This window comes from Nocardioides flavescens, assembly GCF_009823805.1.
Lineage (GTDB): Bacteria > Actinomycetota > Actinomycetes > Propionibacteriales > Nocardioidaceae > Nocardioides > Nocardioides flavescens.
On the sequence record NZ_WUEK01000005.1, the window covers coordinates 47,997 to 72,872 of the forward strand.

The following is a 24,876-nucleotide window of genomic DNA, read 5'->3' on the forward strand; positions in this document are numbered from 1 at the left end:
GGACGCCGACCGGCTGCTCACCGCCACGGCCGTGCGTACGCCGCAGGTGCGGCTCGTGCGCGACGGCTCGGTGCTGCCCGAGGGCGACTTCACGCGCGGCGCCACGCTGGCCGGCCGCTCGCTGACCGGGCTGGTCGACGGGCGCAAGGCGGTGGAGGCGTTCCGCGAGGGTGCGACGGTGGTCTTCCAGGGGCTGCACCGCTCGTTCCCGCCGCTGGTCGACCTGTGCGCGGAGCTGGAGCTCGAGCTCGGCCACCCGTGCCAGGCCAACGCCTACCTCACCCCGCCGGGCTCGCAGGGGTTCGCGGTGCACTCCGACGTCCACGACGTCTTCGTCCTGCAGACCGCCGGCTCCAAGCAGTGGGAGCTCCACCCCGGTCCGCGCAACCCGGCGGACGCCGTCGAGGAGCCGCTGCTCGAGCCGGGCCACGTGATGTACGTGCCGACCGGCACCCCGCACGCCGCCCGCGCCCAGGACACCGTCTCGCTGCACGTCACCATCGGCATCAACCAGCTCACCTGGCGTGGCCTGGTGCAGCGGGCGCTGGCCTCGCTCGCCGACGCCGTGCCGGACGAGCACCTCCCGGCCGGCCACCTCGACGACCCGCAGGCGCTGGCCCACCAGCTCGGGCGCCACCTCTCCGACGTCGCCGACCGGCTGCGCGAGGTCGACCCGACCGCCGCGGTCGACGCCGAGCTCCGCAGGTTCCTCGCCTCGCGGCCGCCGCGTCTCGAGGGTGCGCTGGTCGACGGCCTGGCCCTCGACACGATCGACGAGACCACCCGGCTGCGCCGCCGCCCCGGCCACGCGTGCGTGGTCGTGGAGCGCGGCGAGCGCCTCGAGGTGCTGCTCGGCGACCGCAGCCTCGACGTACCGGCCCACCTCGCCGACGCGCTCGAGGTCGTGCGCCGCCACGAGGTGCTCACGCCCGCCGACCTGCCGCTCGACCCGCGGAGCCGGCTCGTGCTGGCCCGCCGGCTCGTCCGCGAGGGGCTCCTGCGCATCGACCGGGAGTGAGGGGTCAGGATGGCGGGGTGGTGAGCGAACCGTTCCGCTGCGCCGTCGCCAGCGAGGCGCGCGACGACCTGCTGGCCGGCAGCGCCTCGACCACCCGCGCGTTCCTGCTCGTCGAGCACCCGGGCCCCTGGGGCGTCACCGCTCTCACCGATGCGCGTCTGCCCGACGGCCTCGGCACGGAGCTGAAGCGCCGCGCCGCCGAGGCCGGCGCCAAGGTGCTGCTCACCCGGCGCCCGAACGGCGCCTCGAAGGAGAGCGGGGGTGTCCGCGTCTTCGCCGCCCACGCCGACCACGCCGCGCCCTGGCTCGAGACGACCGTGCTCGACCGCATCGAGGATGCCGCCGACCTCGACCTGACGGCGCTGGTCGAGGGCCGCTCGCTCGGCCTCACGCCGTACGACGGACCGCTCGTCGCGGTCTGCACCCACGGTCGCCACGACGCCTGCTGCGCCGAGCGCGGGCGCCCGGTCTCGCAGGCGCTCGAGGAGGCGTTCCCCGGCGAGACCTGGGAGGTCTCGCACCTCGGCGGCGATCGGTACGCCGGCAACGCGGTCGTGCTGCCCCGGGGGCTCTACCTCGGCCGGCTCACCCCCGAGTCGGCCCGCGAGGCGGTGCGGCTGCTGCGCGCCGGCGAGGTGCCGCTCGAGGTGCTGCGCGGCCGGTCGGGCTTCGCGCCGCCGTTGCAGGTCGCCGAGCTGGCGCTGCGCCGTCACGTCGACGAGCGCCGTCTCGACGGCGTCCGCTTCGTCTCCCGCACCCGCGACGGCGACCGCACCGAGGCGGTGCTCGCCGTCGACGACCGCACCTACGCCGTGACCGTCGAGACGCTGCGCGGGCCCGACCGCGCGCTGCTGACCTGTCGCGCCGACGACGAGAGCGCCGTCGTGCGGCACCGGGTGACCGAGATCCGGTACACCGGGTGAGGCTGCCCCGATGAGACTGCTGGGCGCGGCCCACCCCGGCCCGGCGCTCGCGGTGACGGTGCTGGCCGGGCTGCTCGCCGGCGCGGTCGGGCTCGGTGCGGGCGCCGTCGTCCTGGTGGTCGCGGCGGTCCTCACCGGCCAGCTGTCGATCGGCTGGTCCAACGACCTGATCGACCTGCCCCGCGACCGTGCGGTCGGCCGCACCGACAAGCCGCTCGTGTCCGGCGAGATCGGCGTCCGCGCCATCCAGGTCGCCTGCGGGCTCGCGCTCGTGGCCACCGTCCCGCTCTCGCTCGCGCTCGGGTGGGCCGCGGGCCTGGTGCAGCTGCTCCACGTCGCCGCCGGGTGGGTCTACAACCTCGGCGCCAAGGCCACGGTCCTGTCCTGGGCGCCGTACGCCGTCGCCTTCGGCGCGCTGCCGGCGTTCGTCTCGCTCGCGGCGGGAGAGCGCCCGCCGGTGTGGTTCGCGGTGGCCGGCGCCCTGCTGGGCGTCGGTGCCCACGTCGTCAACGTGCTGCCCGACCTGGCCGACGACGAGGCGACCGGTGTGCGTGGCCTGCCGCACCGGCTCGGGCCGCGCTGGTGCCCGCCGGTGGCGGTCGGGGTGCTGGTCGCGGCGGCCGTGGTGGTCGTGCTCGCCGCGCCCGTCGAGCCCGTCGGCCTGGCCGTCGCGACGCTCGCGGTGACCGCCGTCCTCGCGGTCGCCGCGCTGGCGACGCAGGGTCGCACGCCGTTCCGGATCGCCGTGGTGATGGCGCTCGTCGACGTCGGTGTGCTGGTGTGGTCTCGATGAACGAGCCGAGCGGACAGATCGAGGGACACTGGGACGTCGTCATCGTCGGCGCAGGTCCCGCCGGCAGCAGCGCTGCGCTCGCGGCGCTGCACGCCGACCCGTCGCTGCGGGTGCTGCTGCTCGACCGGGCCGACTTCCCGCGCGACAAGTCGTGCGGTGACGGCATCCCGCCCCACGTGGGCGTCGCGCTGGCGCGCGTCGGCGTCACCGGTGTCACCGACGGCTGGACGCCGCTCACCCAGCTCGAGCTCGCGCGCGGCGAGACGGCCGTGGCGCGCGACCTCGCCCGCGAGGTGCACGTCATCCCGAGGAAGGTCTTCGACGCCCGCCTCGTCGAGCGTGCGGTCGAGCGCGGCGCCGTGCTGCAGCGTCGTCGCGTGCACTCCCTGGCCGAGCTGCCGGCCGGCGCGGTGGTCGTCGGCGCCGACGGCGCCCACTCGTTCGTGCGCGCCGAGCTCGGGCTCCCGTGGGGTCGCCGCGCGCTGGCCATCCGCGGCTACGCGCCCACCCCCGACCACCGCCGCGGCACCCAGGTGATCCGCTACGGCGACCGCCGTCAGCCGGCGTACGCCTGGGCCTTCGACCGCGGCGACGGCCTCTCCAACGTCGGGTACGGCGAGCTGCTCCCCGGCCCGGGCGAGCCGGGTGGGGCGCCGTCGCGGGCGCTGCTGATGGAGCAGCTCGAGGAGCTGCTGCCCGGCGCCGCGGAGGGCGGCACCGACTGGAAGGGTCACCACCTCCCGCTGTCGGGGTGGCGCTGGCACCAGCCCGACGGGCGGGTGCTGCTGGTCGGCGACGCGGCCGGGCTGATCAACCCGATGACCGGCGAGGGCATCTACTACGCCGTCGCCACCGGCGTCGAGGCCGGCCTGGCGGCTGCCAGGGCGGTCCGGGCGCATGAGCCCCTCGGCGCCGGGGCACTGCACCGCCAGGCCGTACGCCGTCTGCTGGGCCGGCACCTCAAGCACACGTGGGCGGCGTCGCGGCTCGCGGAGCACCCCGTCATCGTCGACGGGGGGATCCGGGTGGCCCGCCGGGACCCGAGGGTCTTCGACGAGCTGGTGGAGCTCGGTCTGGGCGACGGGCGGATCTCGGGGCGGCTCGTCCTGGGACTCGCCGGCGGGCTGGGTCGCAAGGGCGCAGAGCGCGTCACCGATCGGCTCAGGGGTCGGCTCTCGGGACGGGTGGGCAGCGCAGGATGACACCTCAGACGCGGTCTCTGATGAACGTCGCGGCCGTGCGCGGCGCGCTGCCGGGTCACCGGCACGCGCAGGCCGACATCACCGACGCGTTCGCGCGGGTGATCGCGACGGGCGGCGGGCTCGACGAACGGCTGCTGCGCCGCTTCCACGCCAACGCGGGCGTCGAGCACCGCCACACCGCGCTCCCGCTGTCGGCGTACGGCGAGCTCAGCGGGTTCACCGAGGCCAACGACCACTTCCTGGAGCACGCCGTCGAGCTGGGTGCGCGGGCGCTCACCGACGCGCTCAAGGCCGCCGACCTCACGCCGTCCGACGTCGACCTGATCGTCGGCGCGACGGTGACGGGTCTCGCCGTACCGACTCTGGAGGCGCGCATCGCCGCCCGGGTCGGGCTGCGCCCCGACGTCAAGCGGGTGCCGCTCGTGGGCCTCGGCTGTGTCGCGGGCGCCGCCGGGATCGCGCGGCTGGCCGACTACCTCACCGGGCACCCCGACGAGGTCGCCGTGCTCGTCGCGGTCGAGCTCTGCTCGCTCACCGTGCAGCGTGACGACGTGTCGGTGCCCAACCTCGTGGCCAGCGGGCTCTTCGGCGACGGCGCGGCCGCCGTGGTCGCGACCGGCGCGTCGCGCACCGCGCCCGCCGATCTCTCCGCGCCGCAGGTGCTCGCCACCCGCAGCCGGCTCTACCCCGACTCCGAGCGGGTCATGGGCTTCGACGTCGGCAGCACCGGCCTGCGGATCGTGCTCGACGCCGAGGTGCCGACGGTGATCGGGCGCTACGTGCGCGAGGACGTCGACGGGTTCCTCGCCGACCACGGCCTGGCCCGCGACGACATCGGCTGGTGGGTCTGCCACCCCGGCGGCCCGAAGGTCATCGACGCGCTGCAGGAGACGCTCGACCTGCCCGACGAGGCCGTCTCGCTGACCCGCTCCTCGCTCGCGCAGATCGGCAACCTCTCGTCGGCCTCCGTGCTCCACGTCCTCGCCGACACCCTCCGCGACCGCCCGCCCGCTCCGGGCACCTACGGGATGCTGATGGCGATGGGACCCGGCTTCTGCTCCGAGCTCGTGCTGCTGCAGGCGGCGGCGTGACCACCCTCGCGGCGTTCACCGTCCTCGTGCTGCTCGTCGGGGTCGAGCGCATCGCCGAGCTCGTCGTCAGCAAGCGCAACCTCGCCTGGTCGCTCGAGCGCGGCGGCGTCGAGCGCGGCTTCGGCCACTACCCGTTCATGGTCGTGCTCCACACCGGCCTGCTCGTCGGCGCACTGGTCGAGGGGTGGGTGCGCCGCCCCGACGTGCCCTCGGCCCTCGCCTGGTCGATGCTCGCCCTCGTCGTGGCGAGCCAGGTGCTGCGGTGGTGGTGCATCACCACGCTCGGCCCGCAGTGGAACACCCGCGTCGTCGTCGTCCCCGGGCTCTCCCCGGTGCGGCGCGGGCCCTACCGCTGGCTCTCCCACCCCAACTACGTCGCCGTCGTCGTCGAGGGCGCCGCGCTGCCGCTCGTGCACTCCGCGTGGATCACCGCGCTCGTCTTCACGGTGCTCAACGCCGCGCTGCTCACCGTGCGGATCCGGTGCGAGGACGCCGCACTGGCCGAGCTCACCGGTCCCGCCGGTGCGGGGGTCGCGCGTGCGTGACCTGGTCGTCGCCGGCGGCGGGCCGGTCGGACTCGTCGCAGCGCTGCACGCCGCGCGGGCCGGCCTCGACGTCGTCGTCCGCGAGCCGCGCCGCCCGCCGATCGACAAGGCCTGCGGCGAGGGACTGATGCCCGGCGCGCTGGCCGCGCTGACCGATCTCGGCGTGGACCCGCCCGGCGTGCCGATCACCGGCATCCGCTACGTCGACGACCACGACAGCGCGGTCGCGGAGTTCCGCCACGGCCCCGGTCGCGGCGTACGACGCACCGCGCTGTCCGCGGCGCTCCTGGACGCCGTCGCGGCGGCCGGGGTCGAGGTCGTGGCCCGTCCCGTCGAGGCGGTCGAGCAGCGCGACGACCACGTGCTCGTCGACGACGAGCCCGCGGGCCATCTCATCGCCGCCGACGGCCTGCACTCGCGGGTGCGGCGTCTCGTCGGCGCCGAGCGCGACCTCTCCGGAGCGAAGCGCTACGGCCTGCGCGCCCACACCGCGGTCGCGCCCTGGAGCTCCGAGGTCGAGGTGCACTGGTCGCGCCGCTCGGAGGCCTACGTGACCCCGGTCGCCCGCGACGAGGTCGGCCTGGCGATCCTGACCGACCGGCCGGCGCCGTTCGCGGAGCTCCTCGCCGACCACCGCGGGCTCGCCGAGAGGTTCGCCGGGGCCACCTGGTCGCCCGTGCGCGGCGCCGGCCCGCTGCGTCAGCGCGTCACCCGCCGCGTCGTCGGGCGCACGCTGCTCGTCGGCGACGCGGCCGGCTACCTCGACGCGATCACCGGCGAGGGCATCGCCCTCGGTCTCGCCCAGGCCGCCGCCGCGGTCGAGGCGGTCGTCGCCGGTTGCGCCGAGGACTACGAGACCGCCTACCGTCGACTCGGGCGCCGTCACCAGCTCCTCACCCAGGCGCTGCTGAGCAGCGCCCGCGTTCCCGCCGTACGCCGACTCATCGTGCCGACAGCCGCCCGGTTGCCGCGGGTGTTCGGCGCCGCCGTCGACCAGCTCGCGAGGCCCGCATGACGACCACCACCTCCTCCGGCCCCTCGGGCTCCTCCGGCTCCGTCGAGGAGGTCGTGCTGGTCGACGACGCCGGCCACGCGATCGGCACCGCCGCCAAGGCCGGCGTGCACGGCCCTGACACCCCGCTCCACCTCGCCTTCTCCTGCTACGTCTTCGACGCCGACGGGCGTCTCCTGCTGACCCAGCGCGCCCACGAGAAGCCGACCTGGGGCGGCGTGTGGACCAACTCCGCCTGCGGCCACCCCGCCCCCGGCGAGTCCGCCGAGGCCGCCGTACGCCGCCGCGTGCGGCAGGAGCTCGGCCTCGAGCTCGACGACCTGACCCTGGTGCTGCCGCGGTTCCGCTACCGCGCCGTCATGGGCGACGGCACCGTCGAGCACGAGCTCTGCCCGGTCTTCGTCGCCCGCGCCGCCTCGTCGCTCGCGCTCGACGCCGCCGAGGTCGCCGACCACGTCTGGGTCGAGTGGGGCTCCTTCCGCGCCGAGGTCCTCGCCGGCACCCGCGACGTCAGCCCCTGGTGCGTCGAGCAGGTCACCGCGCTCCCGGCCGACCCGCTCGCGGCTCCCGCCGCCGACCCCGCCGAGCTGCCGCCCGCTGCGCGCTGAGCCGCGCCTCGGGGGTGGCGGTGCCTGAGCAACCATCCTGATCCCGCAGGAGGTTGCTGGTGCACCGCTCCGTCGGGCTGGGCACACGACCCCGCGTCGGGACACCTGCGGCAACCGACCGCCCCCGGCGCGCGTCTCCGGGACATGGAGCTGTTGCTGCGCCGCACCCTCACGACCGTGGCGGTGCTGACCGTCACCCTGCTGACCGCCCTCGCGGTGCTCACCGCCGCCTCCTCCGGCGGCGCCACCGGCGCCCCGACCCCCGTGCTGGGCTCGCCGTCCTACATGGCGCCGTACGGCGTCGGCTGGGGCACCGCGCACCCGCGGGTGATCGACAACGGCGGCGACCCGTCGGGCTCGGTCAAGGCGCTGCGCTGGCGCTCGTGGGGCGAGCCGACGACGAAGGCGCGCGGCCTGACGCCGATCTTCCGACCCGGCGGTGGCTACTACCGCAAGCCCGCGCGGATCGTGCTGCGGGCCACCGACCTGGGGACCTGCGGTGCCGCGACCGAGGCCTACACGCGCCTGGAGTTCCGGGTGGCGAAGGTCCCGGGCGGCTCGGTGAGCGGCCCCTGGCGACCCTGGGCGGGCTCGGCCGACCTGTGCGGCGGCTGAAGCTCCACCGCGGCTTGGAGCGGTCGGCGATGCTGGCCGAGAATGGGCGGCACGCGACCCCGCGACCCCCTCGGAAGGACTCGCCGTGACCGACAAGACCCGCGACCCGGACGGTCATCCCGTCCTCGCCGGGCTCCTCGCCCTGGTCGCCGTCGCCGTGGTGGTGGGCCTGCTGGTGAGCGGCGGCGCGCTGGCCGCGACCTCGGTGTTCGGCCTCGGCGGTGGCGACGACAGCGGCAACGCGACGAGCCGGGAGTCGATGTACCTCCCCAAGCCGTCGGCCACCGAGTCCACCGACGGCCCGCTCGTCACGCTCGCGCCCGGTGAGACCTCGGCGCCGCCGACCCCGACCGCGCCGCCCACCCCGACCGACCCGATCCAGCTCACGGCGGCGGACGCGCAGGTCAGCCCGATGCAGGAGATCTACCTGACCGGCACCTACACCGGCGGGGACGGCAAGGTCGTGCAGGTCCAGCGCCTCGAGGACGGCGAGTGGGTCGACTTCGCGACCGTCGACGCCGTCGTCAGCGGCACCACCTTCTCGACGTACGTCCTGACTGCACGCGCCGGTGAGAACCAGTTCCGCGTCCGCGACACCGACTCCGACGCGGTCTCCAACGCGGTCACCGTCCAGGTCGGCTGAGACCGGCCCGGCCGCCCGATCCGGGCGCCTTTCCCTCCCGAGCGGTAGTCACCGACGTTCCGGGGCCTGAGACACCTCTCAGACCCCCGGAACGTCGGTGACTACCGGTCGAACGTCGGTGACTACCGACCGCGTCACGCCACCATGGCGTACGACGGCCCGCCCGGCGGGGAGCCGAGCGGGCCGTCGTGAGGGAGTCGCGGAGCCGTCAGGAGGGGACGTAGTCGAAGGTGTCGGGGTTGGGGCCGGTGCGGCCCTCCTCGCCCTTGTCGAGCCCGCTGATCTTCGACATCTCGTCCTCGCTCAGCTCGAAGTCGAAGATCGCGAAGTTCTCCTCCATGCGCTCACGTCGCATCGACTTCGGGAAGACGATGTCGCCGCGCTGGACGTGCCAGCGCAGGGTGACCTGCGAGGGGGTCTTGTCGTGGGCCTTCGCGATCTCGCCGATGGTGGCGTCGTCGAGCACGTTGCCCTGGGCGATCGGCGACCACGCCTCGACGACCGCACCGTGGCGGTGGGTGGCGGCACGGGCCTCGTCGTTGAGGAAGTAGGGGTGGGCCTCGATCTGGTTGACGACGGGCACCACGCCGGTCTCGGCGACGATCCGGTCGAGGTGGGCGGGCTGGAAGTTCGACACGCCCACCGAGCGCGCCCGGCCGTCCTGCACGAACTCGACGAGGGTCTTCCACGTCGAGACGTAGTCGCCGTCGTACAGCGTCGGCAGCGGCCAGTGGATGAGGAACAGGTCGATCTGCTCGAGGCCGAGCTTCGACATCGTCTCGTCGAAGGCGCGCTTGGCGTCGTCGGGGCGGTGGTAGCCGTTGTTGAGCTTGCTGGTGATGTACAGCTCGTCGCGCGGGACGTCGGTCGCCTTGAGCGCCTCGCCGACCTCCTGCTCGTTCTGGTACATCTCGGCGGTGTCGATGTGGCGGTAGCCGACCTGGATCGCCTGCGAGACGACCTCGGCGGTCTGCTCCGGCGGCACCTGGTAGGTGCCGAAGCCGAGCTGCGGGATCTGGGTCTGGTTGTTGAGGGTGATGGTCGGGACGCTCATGAGGATCCGGTAGCCGCAAGGCTGCGGCTCCATTCCTCACCGTGGCTCAGCGCACCGGCGCCCACGCCTCCAGCAGTTCCGCGAGCCGGGCCCGGTCGAAGGGCTTGGTGAGGTAGTCGTCCATGCCGGCGTCCAGGCACCGCTCGCGCTCGCCCTCGCTGGCCCCGGCGGTCATCGCGATGACGGGAGTGCGCCGCCCGCCGGCCTCGAGCTCCCGGATGGCCGCCGTCGCGTCGTAGCCGTCCATCCCCGGCATCTGCACGTCCATCAGGACCGCGTCGTAGGTCGTGGTGCGCACCGCCTCGACGGCCGAGAACCCGTCCTCGACGACGTCGGCGTCGTAGCCGAGATGCGTCAGCACCCCGACCGCGACGAGCTGGTTGACCTCGCCGTCCTCGACGACCAGGACCCGGCCGCGGGACGTCACGGGTGCGAGCGCGGCGGCAGCCTCCGGTCCGGTCTCGACGACGTGGGGCGTGCGCGCCGCGACGGCCTGCTGCAGTGCGGTGTGCAGCCGGGTGCGGCCGACGGGCTTGGTCAGGGCGACGTCGATCGAGGCGGCGCGGGCCTCCCCGTCGCTGACGCTCGGGCCCGAGGTCATCAGCACGACCCCGACCCGGGCGTACGTCGGGTCGGCGGCGATCAGGCGGGCGAGCTCGAGGCCGTCCGTCACCGGCATGCACAGGTCGAGCAGCACCAGGTCGTAGGGCCGCCCGGTCGCGGCGGCGTCGGCGAGCGCGGCCAGCGCAGCCGCCGCGTCGGGCACCTCGTCGACCGGGACCGACCAGGTGCCGAGCTGGTCGTGGAGGATCGCGCGGTTGGTGGCGTTGTCGTCCACCACGAGGGCGCGCAGCCCCGCGAGCCCGCTGAGGGGGTGTGGGGTGCTGGCGGGTGCCTCGGCAGGGTGCAGCGGCAGCCGGAACCAGAAGGTGCTGCCCTCACCGAGCACGCTGTCGACGCCGATCTCGCCGCCCATCGCCTCGACGAGCTGGCGGCAGATCGCGAGTCCGAGACCAGTGCCGCCGTAGACCCGCGTCGTCGAGGTGTCGGCCTGCGAGAAGGCCTCGAACAGGTGGGCGCGCCCCTCCTCGGCCAACCCGATGCCCGTGTCGGACACCTCGAACCGCACCCACTGCGAGGGCAGGACGGGCCCGTCCAGGGCGCTCGGCTCGGGCACCGGGTCGAGCCGGGCGCGCAGCACGACCTCGCCGGTGGCGGTGAACTTGATGGCGTTGCCGGTGAGGTTGAGCAGGACCTGGCGGATCCGCGACGGGTCGCCGCGCAGGGCGGACGGCACGTCGGGCGCGACATGGGCGAGCAGTTCGAGCTCCTTGCCCTGGGCCGGCTCGGCCAGCAGGCCCGCGACGGACTCCACGACCTCGACCACGTCGAAGTCGATCGACTCGAGCTCGAGGTGGCCCGACTCGATCTTGGAGAAGTCGAGGATCTCGTTGATCACGCCGAGCAGCGCGTGGCCCGCGTCGCGCACGCCCTCGGCGTACTGCCGTTGGCGCTCGTCGAGTGCGGTCGTGGTCAGCAGCAGGTCGTTGAGGCCGATGACGCCGTTCATCGGGGTGCGGATCTCGTGGCTCATCGTCGCCAGGAACGCCGACTTGGCCCGCGAGGCGGCGAGCGCCTCGTCGCGGGCGGTCGAGAGCTCCTGCAGCGTGCGCTGCTCGGCGAGGAGCAGACGGGCCAGTCTCAGCGCCGTCATCGCGACGACCAGCAGGGTGCCGACCAGGGCGTCGACGGGTCGCACCTGCCGGTCGGTGGCGATGGCCGCGGCGATCAGGGCAGGCGGCACGAGCAGGGGTACGCCGGCGTACGCGAGGCGGCCGAGCAGCCGCCACGACGTGAGTGCGGCCGGCGTCTCGGCGGCCTCCTGAGCCGGGGTGCGCCACAGGGTCGAGGCCATGAGGAGGGCACCGAGCATCCAGCCGACGTCCTCCAGCCTGACGGTGACGGCGCCGTCGCTGCTGAAGAGGTAGAGCATGTCGGCGGCCAGCCAGAGGAGCATCCCGACGACGAAGCCCGGCCCCAGCTGTCCACGCGCCCGTGACTGGAGGATCCGCAGGGCCAGGGCGAACAGCAGTGCGTCGAGCATCGGGTAGACGGCGAGCAACACCCGCTCGCTGGGCCGGAGGGAGGCGTCGAACGCGATCTCGCGCACGGCCGCGCTCCACAGGACGATCATGCAGATCAGGACCACGGTGATGGCGTCGAGCAGGGCGTCGACGTTCTGACCACGGCTCCGCGCGCCGCGCCTGAACAGCGCCGCCAGCAGCGCAGCCGCGAGGCTCGCGTAGCAGACCGTGAACCCCACGTCGGCGACCGACATGGTGGGTGACTCCCCGCTCGCCCTGATGACCGACCACAGCAGTTCTGCGACCGCGTTGGCGGTCAGACCGGTCGCGACGAGGCCCGGCACGAGCCGTTCGCCCCGGGGGCGCTGCAGCGCTGCGCCCGTCGCGACGGCGCCGCCCAGGGAGATGGCGGTGACATAGGTCGTGATGCCGAGCGCGCCGTTGGGGTCGGTGCAGACGTGCACGACCACCAGGATCGCGGTGAGGACCGCGAGGACCCGTCCAGGACGCGTCAGCCTCGTCACCCGGGGTCCTCCGTCCCTGCCCGTCGTCGACTCGACTCAGGTTAGGGCTGATGCGACCCCTGGGCAGGCGCTTTCCACAAGCGCCGGAGCTCGCGCTCAGTCGAGGCGGACCGTGACGAGGTCGCTCGAGCCGTCGGCGAGGCCGACGCGCAGCTGCACCCCGTCGCGAGGAGCGTCGGTCAGTGCCGCGCCGGGCTCCCAGAGGGCGAACCAGCCGTCGTGCACCGTCGCCTCGACATCGCCCAGCGCCACTGAGACGACGTCGGAGCCGACCCGGCCCGCCGCCAGGGAGATGTCGGCGCCGTCGATCGAGCCGGTGCCGAGGTCGGTCACGACCACCTCACGTGGGCCGGGCTCGTCGACCGCGGGCCCACTCGAGCCGATCCACGAGCGGAAGAAGGGGCGCGACTCGTCGGTCACGCAGAGCGCGGAGGTGGCCCCGGGCTGGGCGCTGGCGATCACCACCGTCGTCCAAGCCCCGCGCCGTTCGGCGACCACGGCCCGTCCGCCGTCGACCCCCTGCGCCTCGCGGCACTGGTCGGCGGCGTCGCGGGCCTCGCCGGCGGACAGGCCGGTCGGCACCGGCTCCCAGGTCGCGAACGCCGCGTCGCCGCGGGTGAGGGCCGGTGCTGCGACGACGGAGCCGGCGACCGCGACCACCGCGGCCGCGGCGAGGACGAGACGACCCACGCGCCGGCGCGCCCGGAGGGGGGTCGGCGCCGCACCGCCGCTGGCGAACGACGGCACGGGCGGCACCGTCACGTCGCGGTCCGCGGGGTCGAGGGAGCGCAGCGCCGCGTCGACGGCGGCGTCGTTGGGGTCGCCGGTCGGGAGGAAGAGCTCACGGGACATCGCAGGGGGTCCTCTCGGAGGTGGGGGAGAGCTGGAGCAGGGCGCGGAGCGCGCGGCGGGCGCGGCTGAGCCGGAGGCGATAGGCCACCGGCGAGATGCCGAGGACCCGGGCGGCCTGGGGGCCGTCGAGCCCGTCCAGCACCGTGAGGGCGAGCGTCTCCTGGTGGGCCTCCGACAGTCGCGACCAGGCCCGGGCGACGTCGAGGCGCAGCAGCGCGTCGTCGTGGTCGGTGCTCGCGCCGGGCTCGTGGAGCTCCGCCTGGGCGAGACGTACGCCGAGCGCCCGGCGCCGTCGGGAGCCGCGCTCGACGTTCATCAGCACCTGCCGGGCCACCCCGTGCACCCACGCCCGCGCGTCGTCAGGGTCGCCCGGCACGTCGGCCCAGCGTCGCCACACGACGACCCAGGTCTCGGCGACGACGTCCTCCGCGTGCACGCGACGGTCGTGGGTGCGGGTGCGGCGCTGCACGAACCTGAGCAGGTCGGCGCAGGTGGCGGCGTACAACGCCTCGAACGACGCCTCGAACGACGCCTCGAACGACGCCTCGAACGGGTCGGGTGGGTGTGCTGGTGGTCTCGTCCGGTCCATGTCCACCCCCTGTCCGGCCCGGACCGCAGTGTGTCCTGGTCGCACGGAAAGACGCGCAGGAATTCGCCGGCCCGGGTGGGAACACTTGGCCGACTGGGTAGCGTTGTGCCCAGTGAGCAAACTTGAGTCGCCGGCGCTCAACCCCTGAGCCACCGAGCGCAGCGGCCCACAGACCAGCGAACCTCTGAGAACCACCGAGAACAAGGAGCACCCCACCATGGCACGAGCTGTCGGCATCGACCTCGGCACGACCAACAGCGTCGTCGCGGTCCTCGAGGGTGGCGAGCCCACCGTCATCGCCAACGCCGAGGGCGCCCGCACCACCCCGTCGGTCGTCGCCTTCTCCAAGAACGGCGAGGTCCTGGTCGGCGAGGTCGCCAAGCGCCAGGCCGTCACCAACGTCGACCGCACCATCCGTTCCGTCAAGCGCCACATGGGCACGGACTGGAAGATCGCGATCGACGACAAGAACTTCACGCCCCAGCAGATCAGCGCGTTCGTCCTGCAGAAGCTGAAGCGCGACGCCGAGGCCTACCTCGGCGAGACCGTCACCGACGCGGTGATCACGGTCCCGGCGTACTTCTCCGACGCGCAGCGCCAGGCCACCAAGGAGGCCGGCGAGATCGCGGGCCTCAACGTCAGCCGCATCGTCAACGAGCCGACCGCTGCCGCGCTGGCCTACGGCCTCGACAAGGGCGACGGCGACCAGACCATCCTGGTCTTCGACCTCGGTGGCGGCACCTTCGACGTCTCCCTGCTCGAGGTGGGCAAGGACGACGACGGCTTCTCCACGATCGAGGTCAAGGCGACCTCCGGTGACAACCACCTCGGTGGCGACGACTGGGACGCCCGGATCGTCGACTGGATGATCAAGAAGTTCAAGGACGGCAACGGCGTCGACCTGGGCGCGGACAAGATCGCCAAGCAGCGCCTCCAGGAGGCCGCGGAGAAGGCGAAGATCGAGCTGTCGTCCTCCAGCGAGACCACCGTGCACCTGCCCTACATCACCCACGGTGAGTCCGGCCCGCTCCACTTCGAGGAGAAGCTCAGCCGCTCGGAGTTCGAGCGCCTGACCGCTGACCTGCTCGACCGCACCAAGGAGCCCTTCAAGGCTGTCCTCAAGGACGGCGGCGTCGCGATCTCCGACATCGACCACGTGGTCCTCGTCGGTGGCTCGACCCGCATGCCCGCCGTCAGCCGCGTCGTCACCGAGCTGCTCAACGGCAAGGAGCCCAACAAGGGCGTCAACCCCGACGAGGTCGTCGCGGTCGGTGCCTCGCTCCAGGCCGGCGTGCTGAAGGGCGAGGTCAAGGACGTCCTCCTGCTCGACGTCACCCCGCTCTCGCTCGGCATCGAGACCAAGGGCGGTGTCATGACCACCCTCATCGAGCGCAACACGACCATCCCGGCCAAGCGCTCGGAGATCTTCACCACCGCCGACGACAACCAACCGTCGGTCGAGATCAAGGTCGCCCAGGGCGAGCGCCAGATGTGGGCGCAGAACCAGCCGCTCGGCAACTTCGAGCTCACCGGTCTGCCCCCGGCGCCGCGCGGCGTGCCGAAGATCGAGGTCACCTTCGACATCGACGCCAACGGCATCGTCCAGGTCCACGCCAAGGACCAGGCCTCCGGCAAGGAGCAGTCGATGACGATCACCGGCGGCTCGTCGCTGGCCAAGGACGACATCGCCCGCATGGTGCGCGAGGCCGAGGAGTACGCCGAGGAGGACGCCAAGCGTCGCGAGGCCGTCGAGACCCGCAACCAGGCCGAGCAGCTCGTCTACACGACCGAGAAGTTCCTCAACGACAACACCGACAAGCTGCCCGAGGACGTCCGCACCGAGGTGCAGGGCGACGTCGACAGCCTGAAGGCGACGCTGGAGAACGCCGACTCCACCAGCGAGGAGATCCAGGCGGGCGTCAGCAAGCTGAGCGAGTCGAGCCAGAAGATGGGTGCGGCGATGTACGCCGCGGCCGAGGCCGACTCGGCGGCGGCCGGCGGCAGCACCGGCGCGACCGGTGAGTCCGACGACGACGTCGTGGACGCCGAGATCGTCGACGAGCCGACCGACGGCACCCAGGGCTCCGAGGGCGAGAGCAAGTGACCGACTCCTCCCACGAGGACGTCACCCGGGGGGAGCCCGCCGACCAGGCGGGCTCCTTCCCGGCGGACGCGTCCGCCGAGATGCCCAACGAGACCGAGGTCGAGGTGACGCCGCCCGCGGACGGCGGTGCGGCCGACGACGCCGCCGCCCAGCAGGTCGCCGAGCTGACGGCGGACCTGCAGCGGGTCCAGGCGGAGTACCTCAACTACAAGCGCCGCGTCGACCGCGACCGCGAGCTGGTGAAGCAGAACGCGACCTACGCCGCGCTCGCGCCGATCACCGAGGTGCTCGACACCATCGACCGCGCCCGCGAGAGCGCGGCGCAGAGCGACAGCGAGATCGACGGTGGCCTGCGGGCCGTCGCCGACCAGCTGGAGCGGGTCGTGGCCACGGCCGGGCTCGTGAAGTTCGGCGCCCCGGGCGACGCCTTCGACCCGGCGTACCACGAGGCGCTGAGCCACCTGGGCGAGGACCCCGAGGTCAGCGTGACCACCTGCAAGGTGGTCGCGAAGGCCGGCTACCGCATCGGCGACCGCGTGGTCCGCGCGGCGCAGGTGCTGGTCGTCGATCCGGCGGCCGGCTCCGCGCCCGCCGCGGGCGAGACGCCCGAGCAGCAGTAGTCGCCAGCACCACCTGAGAGAGACACCGGAGAGGCAGAAGGGAGGCGCGCCGGATGGCAGCCAACGACGGTTTCCGCCCCGAGTGGGCGCAGAAGGACTTCTACGCCGTGCTCGGCGTCAAGAAGGACGCCGCGATCGCGGACATCAAGAAGGCCTACCGCAAGCTGGCGCGCGAGAACCACCCCGACTCCAACCCGGGTGACACCGCGAAGCACGAGCGGTTCAAGGCGGTCGCCGAGGCCTACGACGTCCTCGGCGACACCGAGAAGCGCAAGAAGTACGACGAGATGCGCTCGCTCTACGGCTCCGGCGGGTTCCGCGGGGGCTTCGGTGGGAGCGGCGGTGGCGGCGGCTTCGGCGGCGGGGGCTTCAACCTCGACGACCTGCTCCGCGACCGCGGTGGCGCCGGTGGCGCCGGGGCCGGTGGCCCCGGCGTCGGTGACCTGTTCGGTGACCTCTTCGGCGGCTTCGGTCGCGGTGGGCGCAGTTCGCAGCCGCGCCCGCAGAAGGGCGCCGACGCCGAGACCACCGCGACGATCTCGTTCGACGACGCCCTCGAGGGCGTCACGATCTCGCTGCGGCTCACCTCCGACGCGCCGTGCCCCGACTGCAACGGCACCGGCGGCAAGCCAGGCACCAAGCCGCGGATCTGTCCGGAGTGCGAGGGCGCGGGCTACGTCGCCAGCACGGCGGGCGGCGGGTTCTCGCTCAACGAGACCTGCCCGCGCTGCGGCGGCCGCCAGCTGATCTACGACGAGCCGTGCCCGACCTGCAAGGGCTCGGGTCACGGCATGTCGGCCCGCACCATCCAGGCGCGCATCCCGGCCGGGGTCAAGGACGGTCAGCGGATCCGCCTCAAGGGCAAGGGCTCCTCGGGCTCCAGCGGCGGACCGGCCGGCGACCTGTTCGTCACCGTCAAGGTCACGCCGCACCGGCTCTTCGGTCGCAAGGACGACAACCTCACCCTCGAGGTGCCGATCTCCTTCGACGAGGCCGCGCTGGGCGCCGACGTGCGCATCCCGACCCGGGGCGGCAACCCCGTCACCGTCAAGGTGCCGCCGGGTACGCCGTCCGGACGGACGTTCCGCGTGCGCGGCAAGGGCGCCCGCCGCAAGGACGGCACCTACGGCGACCTGCTCGCCACCGTGCTGGTGCACGTGCCGGGCACGCTCGACCCCGCGGCCCGCGAGGCCGTCGAGGCCTACCGCGCCGCCACCGCCGACCGCCCGCTGCGGGCCAACCTGTTCGAGGAAGCGAGGAGCTGACGATGTCCGCCACCGTGCCGCCGTTCGGGTCTCCGTCGCCGGACGCGGCGGTGTTCGTCATCAGCGTCGCCGCTGAGCTGTCCGGGCTGCACCCGCAGACGCTGCGCACCTACGAGCGCATGGGCCTGATCACGCCCGGGCGGAGCGGCGGCGGCGGTCGCCGCTACTCCGCCCGTGACATCGACCGGCTGCGCGAGATCAGCGAGCTGACCTCCGCCGGCATCGGCATCGAGGGCGTGCGCCGCATCCTCGACCTCGAGAACCGCGCCGCCGCCCTCGCGGCCCGCAACGAGGAGCTCCAGGACGAGCTCGAGGCCACCCGGGCCGCCCTGCGCGCCGCCCTGGCCGCCCGCCCCGTCGAGTCCCGCCTCCCCGCCCTCCGGCCCCCCGAGCGCGACCACTCCATCGTCGTCTGGCGCCGCGGCCGCTGAGCCCGGCTGGCCTGGCTCGCGAGCGGTAGTTACCGACGTTCGGTCGGTACTCACCGACGTTCCGGGGGTGTAAGAGGGGTCTCAGGCCCCGGAACGTCGGTGAGTACCGACCGGGATCGGGCGGGGCCGGCTCCGACCCGGCAGGCTGGGCCTCGTGACCGACCCCGTGACCGGCTTCGCGATCCGCCTCGACGCCGGGTCCGGCGTGCCGCCGTACGAGCAGATCCGGGTGACGGTCGCGGAGGCGGTCGACGCCGGTGACCTCGTGGCGGGCGACCGGCTGCCGACGGTCCGCGGCCTCGCTGACGAGCTGGGGGTCGCGCCGGGCACCGTGGCGCGGGCCTACCGCGAGCTGGAGCAGGCCGGTGTGATCGAGACCCGAGGGCGCAGCGGCAGCTTCGTCACCGGCGACGGGGTGACGCGTCGCGCGAAGGCGGCCGCACTCGCCTACCTCACTGAGACCCGGTCGCTCGGGCTCCGCGACAGCGACGCGCTGGGGTTGGTCCGAGACCTCGCCCACTGAGGGGCGGACGTGCAGTCCCCCTGCGTCTCTGGCCCTGCCGGGCCGGGGGCGCCTACGCTCCATGGATGGTCGATCGGTTCGTCGTCGTGGTGTCGGTCGGTCTGCTGCTCGCGGCGGGTCTGCTCGTGGGGGGTGGGGCGACCGTGTCCTACGGCGGTGAGACCCGCGCCTGCGCCGGGCCGATCGTCGCCGCCGAGTCAGGGGGACCAGTGCCCCCCGCCTCCACCGACACCGAGCGGGGCCTGCAACGCGCGTGTGCGGCGAGTGACGGCACGCGGGCGCGCGTAGCGCTGCTGCTCGCGCTGGTCGGTGCAGGCGTCGGTTCGACCGCGGTCGTGCGACCTGGGCGGCGCACCGCAGTCTTCAGCTGAGCGCAGCTTCACTGGCCCGCAGCACGCAGAACTCGTTGCCGGACGGGTCAAGGTAGGTCCGCCACGGCAGGTCGCCCCACTCGGGGTGCGGGTCGGGCCGACCGCCACGCTCTATGATCGCGGCCTCGACCTCGTCGGCGTCCTCGTGCGCCTCGAGCCGGACGTCGAGATGCAGAGCGTTCTTGGTCGAGCCCTTCGGGTGCGCCTCGTCGACGAACTCGAGCAGGACCCCGCGCCCCGAGGGGTGGCGCAGCGAGCGCGGCGCGACGGCGTCGACCTGGGTCCAACCGGTCAGCCAGGCCCAGAACGCCGAGTCACGGACCGGGTCGGCCGAGTGCAGGGCGAGCGCGGCGAGCGGTCCGGTGCCGGCGTACGCCGGGCGCGGCCCGACGACACAGAGCTCGTGGCCCTCGGGATCGGCGAGCACGACCCAGTCGGCGCCCTCGGGTGCGGTGTCGAGGCGGGTGGCGCCGAGCCCGACCAGCCGGTCCACCGTCGCGGCGGGGTCGGCGCCGCCGTCGAGGTCGAGGTGCAGGCGCGGACCGGGGGCGGGAGGCTCGGCGACGCGCTGGAAGCACAGGTCGAGCCAGGGCCCGCTCTCGACCGACAACCGGGTCTCGTAGACGTCGGGCTCGTCGGTCAGGCGTTCGGTGCCGAGCGCGGCCTCCCAGAACCGACCGAGGCTGCGGGGGTCGGCGGCGTCGACGACGACGTTCTCGAGCTGCATCCCCTGATCATGCCGCGAGTGGTTTCGAGACGGTCGTTGCACGACCTCCTCAACCACCGGATGCTCCCGGTGGTCGAGGAAGGACGAAGTCCTGTCTCGAAACCACTCGCTCTGGATCGAACGCCTCAGCGCTTGCGGACCCGCAGGGTGATCGGAGCCGAGGTGGCGGCGTCGTACTCCGCGGTGCTCACGACCTGCACGGTCAGCTTGTGCTTGCCTGCGGACAGCTTCTTCAGACGCACGGTGCGGGTGCCGTCGGCCGGCAGCGAGACCGTGCGGACGACCCGCGAGCCGTCGAGCACGAGCACGGTGCCGCCGGCGGGCGCGGGCGAGACCGCGACCTTCAGCGTGACCCGGCCGGTGCGCTTGGCCTTGGCTTTCTTCTTGACCTTCACCGTCAGGCCGGGGGCCGCCTTGGCGACCTTGAGCGTCGCCGTGGCCTGGCTGGCCGCGACCGTCGGGGAGCCGGCGTACGACGCCGTCACCAGGTGGGTGCCGACGGGCAGGTCGGCCGGCAGGGTCAGCGTCGCGCGGCCGCCGGCGAGGGTGCCGGTGACGGTGCGCCCGGCGACCGCGACCGAGACGGACCCGGTGGCGGACGGGTCGGCCGCGACCGCGACCGTGGCGGTGGTCGAGGAGCCGAAGGTCACGCCGGTGGTGCCGAGCGAGACCGACGTGGTCGAGGCGGCCGGACCGGTCCAGGGCAGCGCCGGGGCGAAGGTCGTTGCCTGGCGGCCGGCGGTCTGCTGCTCGACGGCGTAGGCCATGCCGAGCACCGAGGCGTCGCTCCACGCACGGCCGACGATCTGTACCGAGTTGGACTGGCCCTCGTCGTTGCGGCCGATCGGGATGATCGCGGTGGGCAGCCCGACGGTCTGGGTGATGACGCCCGACGCGCGGTCGGAGGTCAGCGTGGCGGTCGAGGTGTCGTTGTTGCCGATGCTCGTGAGGAAGCCCGGGTAGATCACTGCGTCGACAGGGGTGCCGAACGCGGTGTCCATCCAGGTCGCGGCGCTGGCCTTGTAGGCGTCGCGGCGCGCGAGCAGGTTGGCGACGCTGGCGTCGTCCATGGGCTGCTGCGTGTAGTTGCCCGACACGTTGTAGGGCAGGTTCTTCGGGCTCTCCATGAGCTGCTTGGTGGTGAGCGGGAACGTCGCCGGGCGGGACTCGGCGATGTAGCGCTCCCAGCCCTCGGCGCCGGGGTTGCCGGTCGTCGGGTAGTCCGCTGCGGCCGGCTGGACCGGTGCCGTCGCCGACGACCCGGCCGGCAGCGCCACCAGCGTGCCGCCGGCCGCCTCGATGGCGGCCCGGGCCTGGGCGAGGGCCACGAGACCGGCGTTCTCGTCGGTCACGAGCAGAGACTGGAACCCCGCCGGCACGTAGCCGATCGTCTTGCCGCGCAGGGCGTCGGGGCGCAGGGCGCTCTTCCACTCCGCCGGGCGCAGCGAGTTGTCGACGCGGCTGGTGAGCAGGTCGTCGGGGTCGTTGCCGGTCGTGCGGGTGGCCACGGCGTCGAGCATCGAGGCCAGGTCGGTGACGGACTTGGCCATGGGGCCGGCGTAGTCGGTGGCCCAGGTCAGCGGCATGACGCCGTTGGTGCTGGTGAGGCCGTCGGTGCCGCGGAACGTCGACAGGCTGGCGCCGGTCGAGGGGGCGTAGAGCGAGACGCCGGTCTGGGTGCCCATCGCGGCGGCGGCGAGATCGGCGCCGACCGCGGTGGCCGAGCCGCCGCTGGAGCCGAACGAGGTCTTCGACGGGTAGAGCGCGTTCCAGGTCTGCTCGAGGCCGCTCTCGCTGAACGAGCCCGAGTTGGCGAACTCCGAGAGGTTGGTCTTGCCGATGATCACGGCGCCGGCCTCGCGCAGCTTGGCGACCTGCCACGCGTCCTTGCCGGGCTGCCAGTCGGCGAGCGCCAGGGTGCCGCCCGAGGTCGGCATGTCCTTGGTGTCGTAGAGGTCCTTGAGCGCGATCGGGATGCCGAGCAGGTCGTCGTCGCGACCCGCGGCGCGGGCCCGGTCGGCGGCGAGCGCCTGGGCCACGGCGTCCTTGGCCACGGTGATGAACGCGTGGAAGCCGAGCGCGCCGTCGTCGTAGGCCTCGATCCGGTCGAGGTAGGCCTTGGTGATCTGCACCGAGGTGACACGGCCGGCTCGCAGGTCGGCCTGGAGTGCGGCGATCGTCTTGCCGGTGACGTCGTAGGCCACGTCGGTCGACGGCGTCGCGGAGGGCTCGGCGTCGGGCAGCTGCAGCGGCTCGGCGCCGACGCAGGCGGCGGCGTAGGAGGAGATGTCCCAGTTCTGCAGGGTGCAGATCTCGTCGAGGGTGAGCGCCGAGAAGTCGGGGGTCGCGGCGGCGCTCGCCGTGTTCGCCGAGATCTGGGCGTCGTTGACCGCGCCGATCACGACGTACTGCGCGAGCGACTGGGTCTGGCCCGGCGCGATGGTCAGCTCGCGGACGAAGCCGAGGTCGTTGGCGCGGCTCCCCGTGGCGACGTACGGCGTGGTGAACGGGTCGGACTGCTGGTCGGCCAGCGAGTCGACCCCGGAGCCGACGACGAGGCCGATGGGGCGGAGGGTGGTGGGTGTCGGCGTCGAGACGACCCAGGTGTCGGTGGGCTCGACGACGGCGTCGCCGTCGGTAGAAGCGGTGATGGGGCCGGCGTTGGTTGCGGTGCCGTAGCCGAGCGACCCGCCGAACGACACCTCGATGGTCACCGGGGCGGTGGAGGTGTTGGTGAAGGTGTCGAAGAACGTCGCGGTGCTGGTGGCGGCACCGACCTGCAGCTTGCGGGTGACGAGCACGTCGCCGAGCCGGACCGCCTTGGTCGAGCGGTAGGACCCTGGGGTCGAGGCGGTCAGGCCGAAGCCGCGCAGCATCTGGTCGTTCATGCGTGGCGCCGAGGCGGCGGGGCCGTCGACGTGCAGGAACAGGCTGCCGATCCCCTCGGCGCGGGCGAGGCTGATGTTGCGGATCGAGCCGGTGTCGAGGCCGGGGCGGCGGGCGTCGTTGACGTTGACCGTGGCGTTGGTGCCGGTGGTGGTGACGCTGGTGATCCCCGAGGCGGACGGCGCGACGGCGAGGGCCGAGAGCCCGAGCGCGGCGGCGACGGGGAGTGCGGCGAACCGGGTGGAGGCCCGGGCGCGCGGTGAGATGGGCATGGGTCGGTGGAGCCTTTCGCGACGAGGTGCGGGTCGCGGCAAGGTCTACGCGGTCCGTGTGTCGGGCTAAGACCCCTCTTGTTTCGGCAGTGTCACTGGTTGATGGAGCACCCCGAGGGGTGGTCGGATGGGGTGATTTCGAGACGGTCGTTGCACGACCTCCTCAACCGCCGAGTGCTCCCCGGTGGTTGAGGAAGGACGAAGTCCTGCCTCGAAACCACTCCGGACGGGGCTCAGGCCTGATCGGCCGCGTCCCCACCGTGGGCGCGCAGGGCGGTCGGCTGCCAGGCCTCCCAGGTGGCGAGGCGCTGCTCGTAGTCGGCCTTGGCGATCGAGAGCGGCAGCTCGCCGAAGAAGACGCGCAGCGGCGGCTCGTCGGCGTCGACGATCTCGAGGATCGGGCCGCGGGTGGCGACCGGGTCACCCGGGGTGCCGCGGCGGCTCGGGCGGTTGGCGGCGGCCTCGCGCACGCCGGCGTACTCCTCCATCTCCTCGGAGTGCGAGGCCGACGGGCCGCCCCAGTCGGTCGAGAAGCCGCCGGGCTCGACGAGCGTCACCTTGATGCCGAAGCCGGCGACCTCCTGGGCCAGGGCCTGGCTCAGTCCCTCGAGCGCCCACTTCGAGGCGTGGTAGATGCCGACGGTCGGGAACGCCGAGATGCCGCCGATCGAGGAGACCTGGACGATGTGGCCGCTGCCCTGCTCGCGCATCAGGGGGATGGCGGCCTGGGTCACCCACAGCGCGCCGAAGAGGTTGGTCTCGAGCTGGGCGCGGGCCTCGTCCTCGGTGATCTCCTCGACCATGCCGAAGTGGCCGTAGCCGGCGTTGTTGACCACCACGTCGAGGCGACCGAGCCGCTGGTGCGCCTCGCGCACGGCGGAGAACGCCGCGTCGTGGTCGGTGACGTCGAGCTGCATCGGCACCACCGCGTCGCCGTACGTCGAGACGAGGTCGTCGAGCGTCGAGGTGTCGCGGGCGGTGGCGGCGACCTTGTCGCCGCGCTCGAGGGCGGCGATGGCCCACTCGCGGCCGAAGCCCTTGGAGGTGCCGGTGATGAACCAGTGCTTCGTCATGGTGGATCGGTACCCGCGCCGGTCACCGGATCCCGGTCATGATGGCCGGGTGGGGAGAGACGTACGACGACTGAGCGACGACGAGACCGAGCAGCTGCGCGCGCAGCCGCTCACCTACACGCCGGTGGGGGAGGACCTGACCGGTCCACCGCCGGGCTACGGCTGGCTCGAGAAGTCGCGGGTGCTGCGCCGGCGCGACCTGGACGGCGCCGCGCGGGACCTGTTCGCCTGGCAGGTGCAGGCGCGCTCGGGGCTGCAGGTCGCGGCCTCCGAGGTCCCGCTGCGCGAGGACACGGTGGTGGTGCTGCGGCTCGGTCCGGGTCCGCTCTCGCTGCGGATCCCGTGCCGGGTGGTGCGCGTCGTCGACGAGCCCGGCGAGGCGGGGTTCGTCTACGGCACGCTGCCCGGCCACCCCGAGCAGGGCGAGGAGTCGTTCTGGCTGCGCCAGGGGGACGACGGCGCGATCACGCTGACCATCACAGCGTTCTCGCGCCCCGGCACCCTGCTGACCCGGCTCGGCGGGCCGGCGGCCACGGCGTTCCAGTCGTTCATGACGACGCGCTACCTCGGGGCGCTCGACCGCTGAGGGGTCAGTAGGCGGCGGTGATCAGGCTCCAGTCGAGGTCGCCCTCGGGGTCGCCTCACAGCGTGTCTCGCGGCTCGGTGCCGACCCGCGCGACCGTGGTCCACGTCGCGCGGTCCTCGCTCGGCACGACGGCTATGAGCGATGCCGCCCCCCGGGGCTTGACGCAGACGGACCAGGCCAGCTCGGTGACGCCGGCGTAGCCGGTGCTCGCGATCTGCAGCGTGCGCACCCGCGGCTTGCCCTTGGTCTCCTCCACCCGCACCTGTGACATCGAGCCGTCCGCGCGGGTGAGGTAGAGGATCTCGGTCGGCACCTTGCCGATGTCGCAGATTCGGCCGGAGGTGATCGCGGTCGCGTCGCCGAACCCGAACCCGGAGGCGATGCGCTGCGGACCGACGTACCTGATCCGGTCCCGCTGGTCCCGGGGTGAGGGTCCACCGCTGCAGGCTGTCGCCGCCCACGGTG

At 73.5% G+C, this 24,876-nt stretch carries 25 protein-coding genes; 17 read left to right on the plus strand and 8 right to left on the minus strand.

The annotated features are described in order from the left end of the window. Nucleotides 1-31: 31 nt before the first annotated feature. From GRQ65_RS09115 to GRQ65_RS09160, 10 genes are all read left to right on the plus strand, one after another. A complete protein-coding gene (locus GRQ65_RS09115; RefSeq protein WP_337191591.1) occupies nucleotides 32-1,018 on the plus strand; it encodes a JmjC domain-containing protein in 987 nt (328 codons plus the stop codon). Between the two features lie 20 nt (nucleotides 1,019-1,038). Further along, nucleotides 1,039-1,941, plus strand: coding sequence for a sucrase ferredoxin (locus tag GRQ65_RS23945; RefSeq protein WP_160877463.1), 903 nt, complete (start codon nucleotides 1,039-1,041; stop codon nucleotides 1,939-1,941). A 10-nt stretch (nucleotides 1,942-1,951) separates the two neighbouring features. Next, nucleotides 1,952-2,734 carry a UbiA family prenyltransferase gene (locus tag GRQ65_RS09125; protein ID WP_160877465.1) on the plus strand — a complete coding sequence of 261 codons (783 nt, stop codon included), beginning with the start codon at nucleotides 1,952-1,954 and terminating at the stop codon, nucleotides 2,732-2,734. Continuing rightward, on the plus strand, nucleotides 2,731-3,936 hold the full coding sequence (locus GRQ65_RS09130) for an NAD(P)/FAD-dependent oxidoreductase (RefSeq protein WP_202387863.1): 1,206 nt from the start codon (nucleotides 2,731-2,733) through the stop codon (nucleotides 3,934-3,936). Before GRQ65_RS09125 ends, GRQ65_RS09130 begins: the two co-directional genes overlap by 4 nt. A gap of 20 nt (nucleotides 3,937-3,956) precedes the next feature. Continuing rightward, a complete protein-coding gene (locus GRQ65_RS09135; protein WP_160877467.1) occupies nucleotides 3,957-5,027 on the plus strand; it encodes a type III polyketide synthase in 1,071 nt (356 codons plus the stop codon). After that, nucleotides 5,024-5,572, plus strand: coding sequence for an isoprenylcysteine carboxylmethyltransferase family protein (locus tag GRQ65_RS09140; RefSeq protein ID WP_160877469.1), 549 nt, complete (start codon nucleotides 5,024-5,026; stop codon nucleotides 5,570-5,572). Before GRQ65_RS09135 ends, GRQ65_RS09140 begins: the two co-directional genes overlap by 4 nt. Beyond that, nucleotides 5,565-6,587, plus strand: a complete 1,023-nt coding sequence (locus GRQ65_RS09145; RefSeq protein ID WP_160877471.1) for an FAD-dependent monooxygenase — start codon at nucleotides 5,565-5,567, stop codon at nucleotides 6,585-6,587. Before GRQ65_RS09140 ends, GRQ65_RS09145 begins: the two co-directional genes overlap by 8 nt. Then, entirely contained in the window at nucleotides 6,584-7,192 is a 609-nt protein-coding gene (gene idi, locus GRQ65_RS09150) for an isopentenyl-diphosphate Delta-isomerase (RefSeq protein WP_160877473.1), read from the plus strand. Before GRQ65_RS09145 ends, idi begins: the two co-directional genes overlap by 4 nt. Nucleotides 7,193-7,336: 144 nt before the next feature. Then, nucleotides 7,337-7,807: a hypothetical protein gene (locus tag GRQ65_RS09155; RefSeq protein WP_160877475.1), complete on the plus strand. Its 471-nt coding sequence runs from the start codon at nucleotides 7,337-7,339 to the stop codon at nucleotides 7,805-7,807. A gap of 85 nt (nucleotides 7,808-7,892) precedes the next feature. After that, nucleotides 7,893-8,450 carry a hypothetical protein gene (locus GRQ65_RS09160; RefSeq protein ID WP_160877477.1) on the plus strand — a complete coding sequence of 186 codons (558 nt, stop codon included), beginning with the start codon at nucleotides 7,893-7,895 and terminating at the stop codon, nucleotides 8,448-8,450. Nucleotides 8,451-8,658: 208 nt separating this feature from the next. Here the strand turns inward: GRQ65_RS09160 and GRQ65_RS09165 are convergent, their stop codons facing one another. From GRQ65_RS09165 to GRQ65_RS09180, 4 genes are all read right to left on the minus strand, one after another. Then, a complete protein-coding gene (locus GRQ65_RS09165) occupies nucleotides 8,659-9,504 on the minus strand; it encodes an aldo/keto reductase (protein WP_160877479.1) in 846 nt (281 codons plus the stop codon). 46 nt (nucleotides 9,505-9,550) lie between these two features. Then, a complete protein-coding gene (locus GRQ65_RS09170) occupies nucleotides 9,551-12,112 on the minus strand; it encodes a response regulator (RefSeq protein ID WP_160877481.1) in 2,562 nt (853 codons plus the stop codon). Nucleotides 12,113-12,208: 96 nt separating this feature from the next. Continuing rightward, nucleotides 12,209-12,964 carry a hypothetical protein gene (locus GRQ65_RS09175; protein WP_160877483.1) on the minus strand — a complete coding sequence of 252 codons (756 nt, stop codon included), beginning with the start codon at nucleotides 12,962-12,964 and terminating at the stop codon, nucleotides 12,209-12,211. Continuing rightward, on the minus strand, nucleotides 12,954-13,553 hold the full coding sequence (locus GRQ65_RS09180; protein ID WP_160877485.1) for an RNA polymerase sigma factor: 600 nt from the start codon (nucleotides 13,551-13,553) through the stop codon (nucleotides 12,954-12,956). The genes GRQ65_RS09175 and GRQ65_RS09180 overlap by 11 nt, the downstream gene beginning before the upstream one ends. A gap of 217 nt (nucleotides 13,554-13,770) precedes the next feature. Here GRQ65_RS09180 and dnaK point away from each other — a divergent pair, with 217 nt between their 5' ends. The 6 genes from dnaK (at nucleotide 13,771) to GRQ65_RS09210 (ending at nucleotide 18,867) form a co-directional block, all read left to right on the plus strand. Then, a complete protein-coding gene (dnaK, locus tag GRQ65_RS09185) occupies nucleotides 13,771-15,657 on the plus strand; it encodes a molecular chaperone DnaK (RefSeq protein WP_160877487.1) in 1,887 nt (628 codons plus the stop codon). Next, nucleotides 15,654-16,277: a nucleotide exchange factor GrpE gene (gene grpE / locus GRQ65_RS09190; RefSeq protein WP_337191593.1), complete on the plus strand. Its 624-nt coding sequence runs from the start codon at nucleotides 15,654-15,656 to the stop codon at nucleotides 16,275-16,277. The genes dnaK and grpE overlap by 4 nt, the downstream gene beginning before the upstream one ends. Nucleotides 16,278-16,330: 53 nt before the next feature. Then, nucleotides 16,331-17,542 carry a DnaJ C-terminal domain-containing protein gene (locus tag GRQ65_RS09195; protein WP_160877489.1) on the plus strand — a complete coding sequence of 404 codons (1,212 nt, stop codon included), beginning with the start codon at nucleotides 16,331-16,333 and terminating at the stop codon, nucleotides 17,540-17,542. Between the two features lie 2 nt (nucleotides 17,543-17,544). Then, nucleotides 17,545-17,973, plus strand: a complete 429-nt coding sequence (locus tag GRQ65_RS09200; RefSeq protein ID WP_160877491.1) for a heat shock protein transcriptional repressor HspR — start codon at nucleotides 17,545-17,547, stop codon at nucleotides 17,971-17,973. 154 nt (nucleotides 17,974-18,127) lie between these two features. Further along, a complete protein-coding gene (locus GRQ65_RS09205) occupies nucleotides 18,128-18,496 on the plus strand; it encodes a GntR family transcriptional regulator (RefSeq protein WP_337191594.1) in 369 nt (122 codons plus the stop codon). 65 nt (nucleotides 18,497-18,561) lie between these two features. After that, complete coding sequence (locus tag GRQ65_RS09210; RefSeq protein WP_160877493.1) at nucleotides 18,562-18,867, plus strand: hypothetical protein; 306 nt, start codon at nucleotides 18,562-18,564, stop codon at nucleotides 18,865-18,867. Here GRQ65_RS09210 and GRQ65_RS09215 read toward each other — a convergent pair. From GRQ65_RS09215 to GRQ65_RS09225, 3 genes are all read right to left on the minus strand, one after another. Then, nucleotides 18,860-19,594, minus strand: coding sequence for a VOC family protein (locus GRQ65_RS09215; protein ID WP_160877495.1), 735 nt, complete (start codon nucleotides 19,592-19,594; stop codon nucleotides 18,860-18,862). The genes GRQ65_RS09210 and GRQ65_RS09215 overlap by 8 nt on opposite strands. 125 nt (nucleotides 19,595-19,719) lie before the next feature. Then, nucleotides 19,720-22,752, minus strand: coding sequence for an amidase family protein (locus tag GRQ65_RS09220; protein WP_160877497.1), 3,033 nt, complete (start codon nucleotides 22,750-22,752; stop codon nucleotides 19,720-19,722). 233 nt (nucleotides 22,753-22,985) lie between these two features. Beyond that, complete coding sequence (locus GRQ65_RS09225; RefSeq protein ID WP_160877499.1) at nucleotides 22,986-23,825, minus strand: SDR family oxidoreductase; 840 nt, start codon at nucleotides 23,823-23,825, stop codon at nucleotides 22,986-22,988. Between the two features lie 49 nt (nucleotides 23,826-23,874). Between GRQ65_RS09225 and GRQ65_RS09230 the strand changes: the two genes are divergently transcribed. Then, nucleotides 23,875-24,411 carry a DUF1990 domain-containing protein gene (locus GRQ65_RS09230; RefSeq protein WP_337191595.1) on the plus strand — a complete coding sequence of 179 codons (537 nt, stop codon included), beginning with the start codon at nucleotides 23,875-23,877 and terminating at the stop codon, nucleotides 24,409-24,411. Between the two features lie 55 nt (nucleotides 24,412-24,466). Here the strand turns inward: GRQ65_RS09230 and GRQ65_RS09235 are convergent, their stop codons facing one another. Next, nucleotides 24,467-24,724 carry a hypothetical protein gene (locus tag GRQ65_RS09235; RefSeq protein WP_160877503.1) on the minus strand — a complete coding sequence of 86 codons (258 nt, stop codon included), beginning with the start codon at nucleotides 24,722-24,724 and terminating at the stop codon, nucleotides 24,467-24,469. Nucleotides 24,725-24,876 lie beyond the last annotated feature (152 nt).

Excerpts from the sequence above, each read along its gene's own strand:
- GRQ65_RS09165 (WP_160877479.1), bottom strand. The coding sequence starts at position 9,504 with ATGAGCGTCCCGACCATCACCCTCAACAACCAGACCCAGATCCCGCAG.
- GRQ65_RS09125 (WP_160877465.1), top strand. The coding sequence starts at position 1,952 with ATGAGACTGCTGGGCGCGGCCCACCCCGGCCCGGCGCTCGCGGTGACG.
- GRQ65_RS09135 (WP_160877467.1), top strand. The coding sequence starts at position 3,957 with ATGAACGTCGCGGCCGTGCGCGGCGCGCTGCCGGGTCACCGGCACGCG.
- dnaK (WP_160877487.1), top strand. The coding sequence starts at position 13,771 with ATGGCACGAGCTGTCGGCATCGACCTCGGCACGACCAACAGCGTCGTC.
- idi (WP_160877473.1), top strand. The coding sequence starts at position 6,584 with ATGACGACCACCACCTCCTCCGGCCCCTCGGGCTCCTCCGGCTCCGTC.
- GRQ65_RS09200 (WP_160877491.1), top strand. The coding sequence starts at position 17,545 with ATGTCCGCCACCGTGCCGCCGTTCGGGTCTCCGTCGCCGGACGCGGCG.
- GRQ65_RS09210 (WP_160877493.1), top strand. The coding sequence starts at position 18,562 with ATGGTCGATCGGTTCGTCGTCGTGGTGTCGGTCGGTCTGCTGCTCGCG.
- GRQ65_RS09180 (WP_160877485.1), bottom strand. The coding sequence starts at position 13,553 with ATGGACCGGACGAGACCACCAGCACACCCACCCGACCCGTTCGAGGCG.
- GRQ65_RS09225 (WP_160877499.1), bottom strand. The coding sequence starts at position 23,825 with ATGACGAAGCACTGGTTCATCACCGGCACCTCCAAGGGCTTCGGCCGC.
- GRQ65_RS09195 (WP_160877489.1), top strand. The coding sequence starts at position 16,331 with ATGGCAGCCAACGACGGTTTCCGCCCCGAGTGGGCGCAGAAGGACTTC.
- GRQ65_RS09215 (WP_160877495.1), bottom strand. The coding sequence starts at position 19,594 with ATGCAGCTCGAGAACGTCGTCGTCGACGCCGCCGACCCCCGCAGCCTC.
- GRQ65_RS09155 (WP_160877475.1), top strand. The coding sequence starts at position 7,337 with ATGGAGCTGTTGCTGCGCCGCACCCTCACGACCGTGGCGGTGCTGACC.
- GRQ65_RS09130 (WP_202387863.1), top strand. The coding sequence starts at position 2,731 with ATGAACGAGCCGAGCGGACAGATCGAGGGACACTGGGACGTCGTCATC.
- GRQ65_RS09220 (WP_160877497.1), bottom strand. The coding sequence starts at position 22,752 with ATGCCCATCTCACCGCGCGCCCGGGCCTCCACCCGGTTCGCCGCACTC.
- GRQ65_RS09175 (WP_160877483.1), bottom strand. The coding sequence starts at position 12,964 with ATGTCCCGTGAGCTCTTCCTCCCGACCGGCGACCCCAACGACGCCGCC.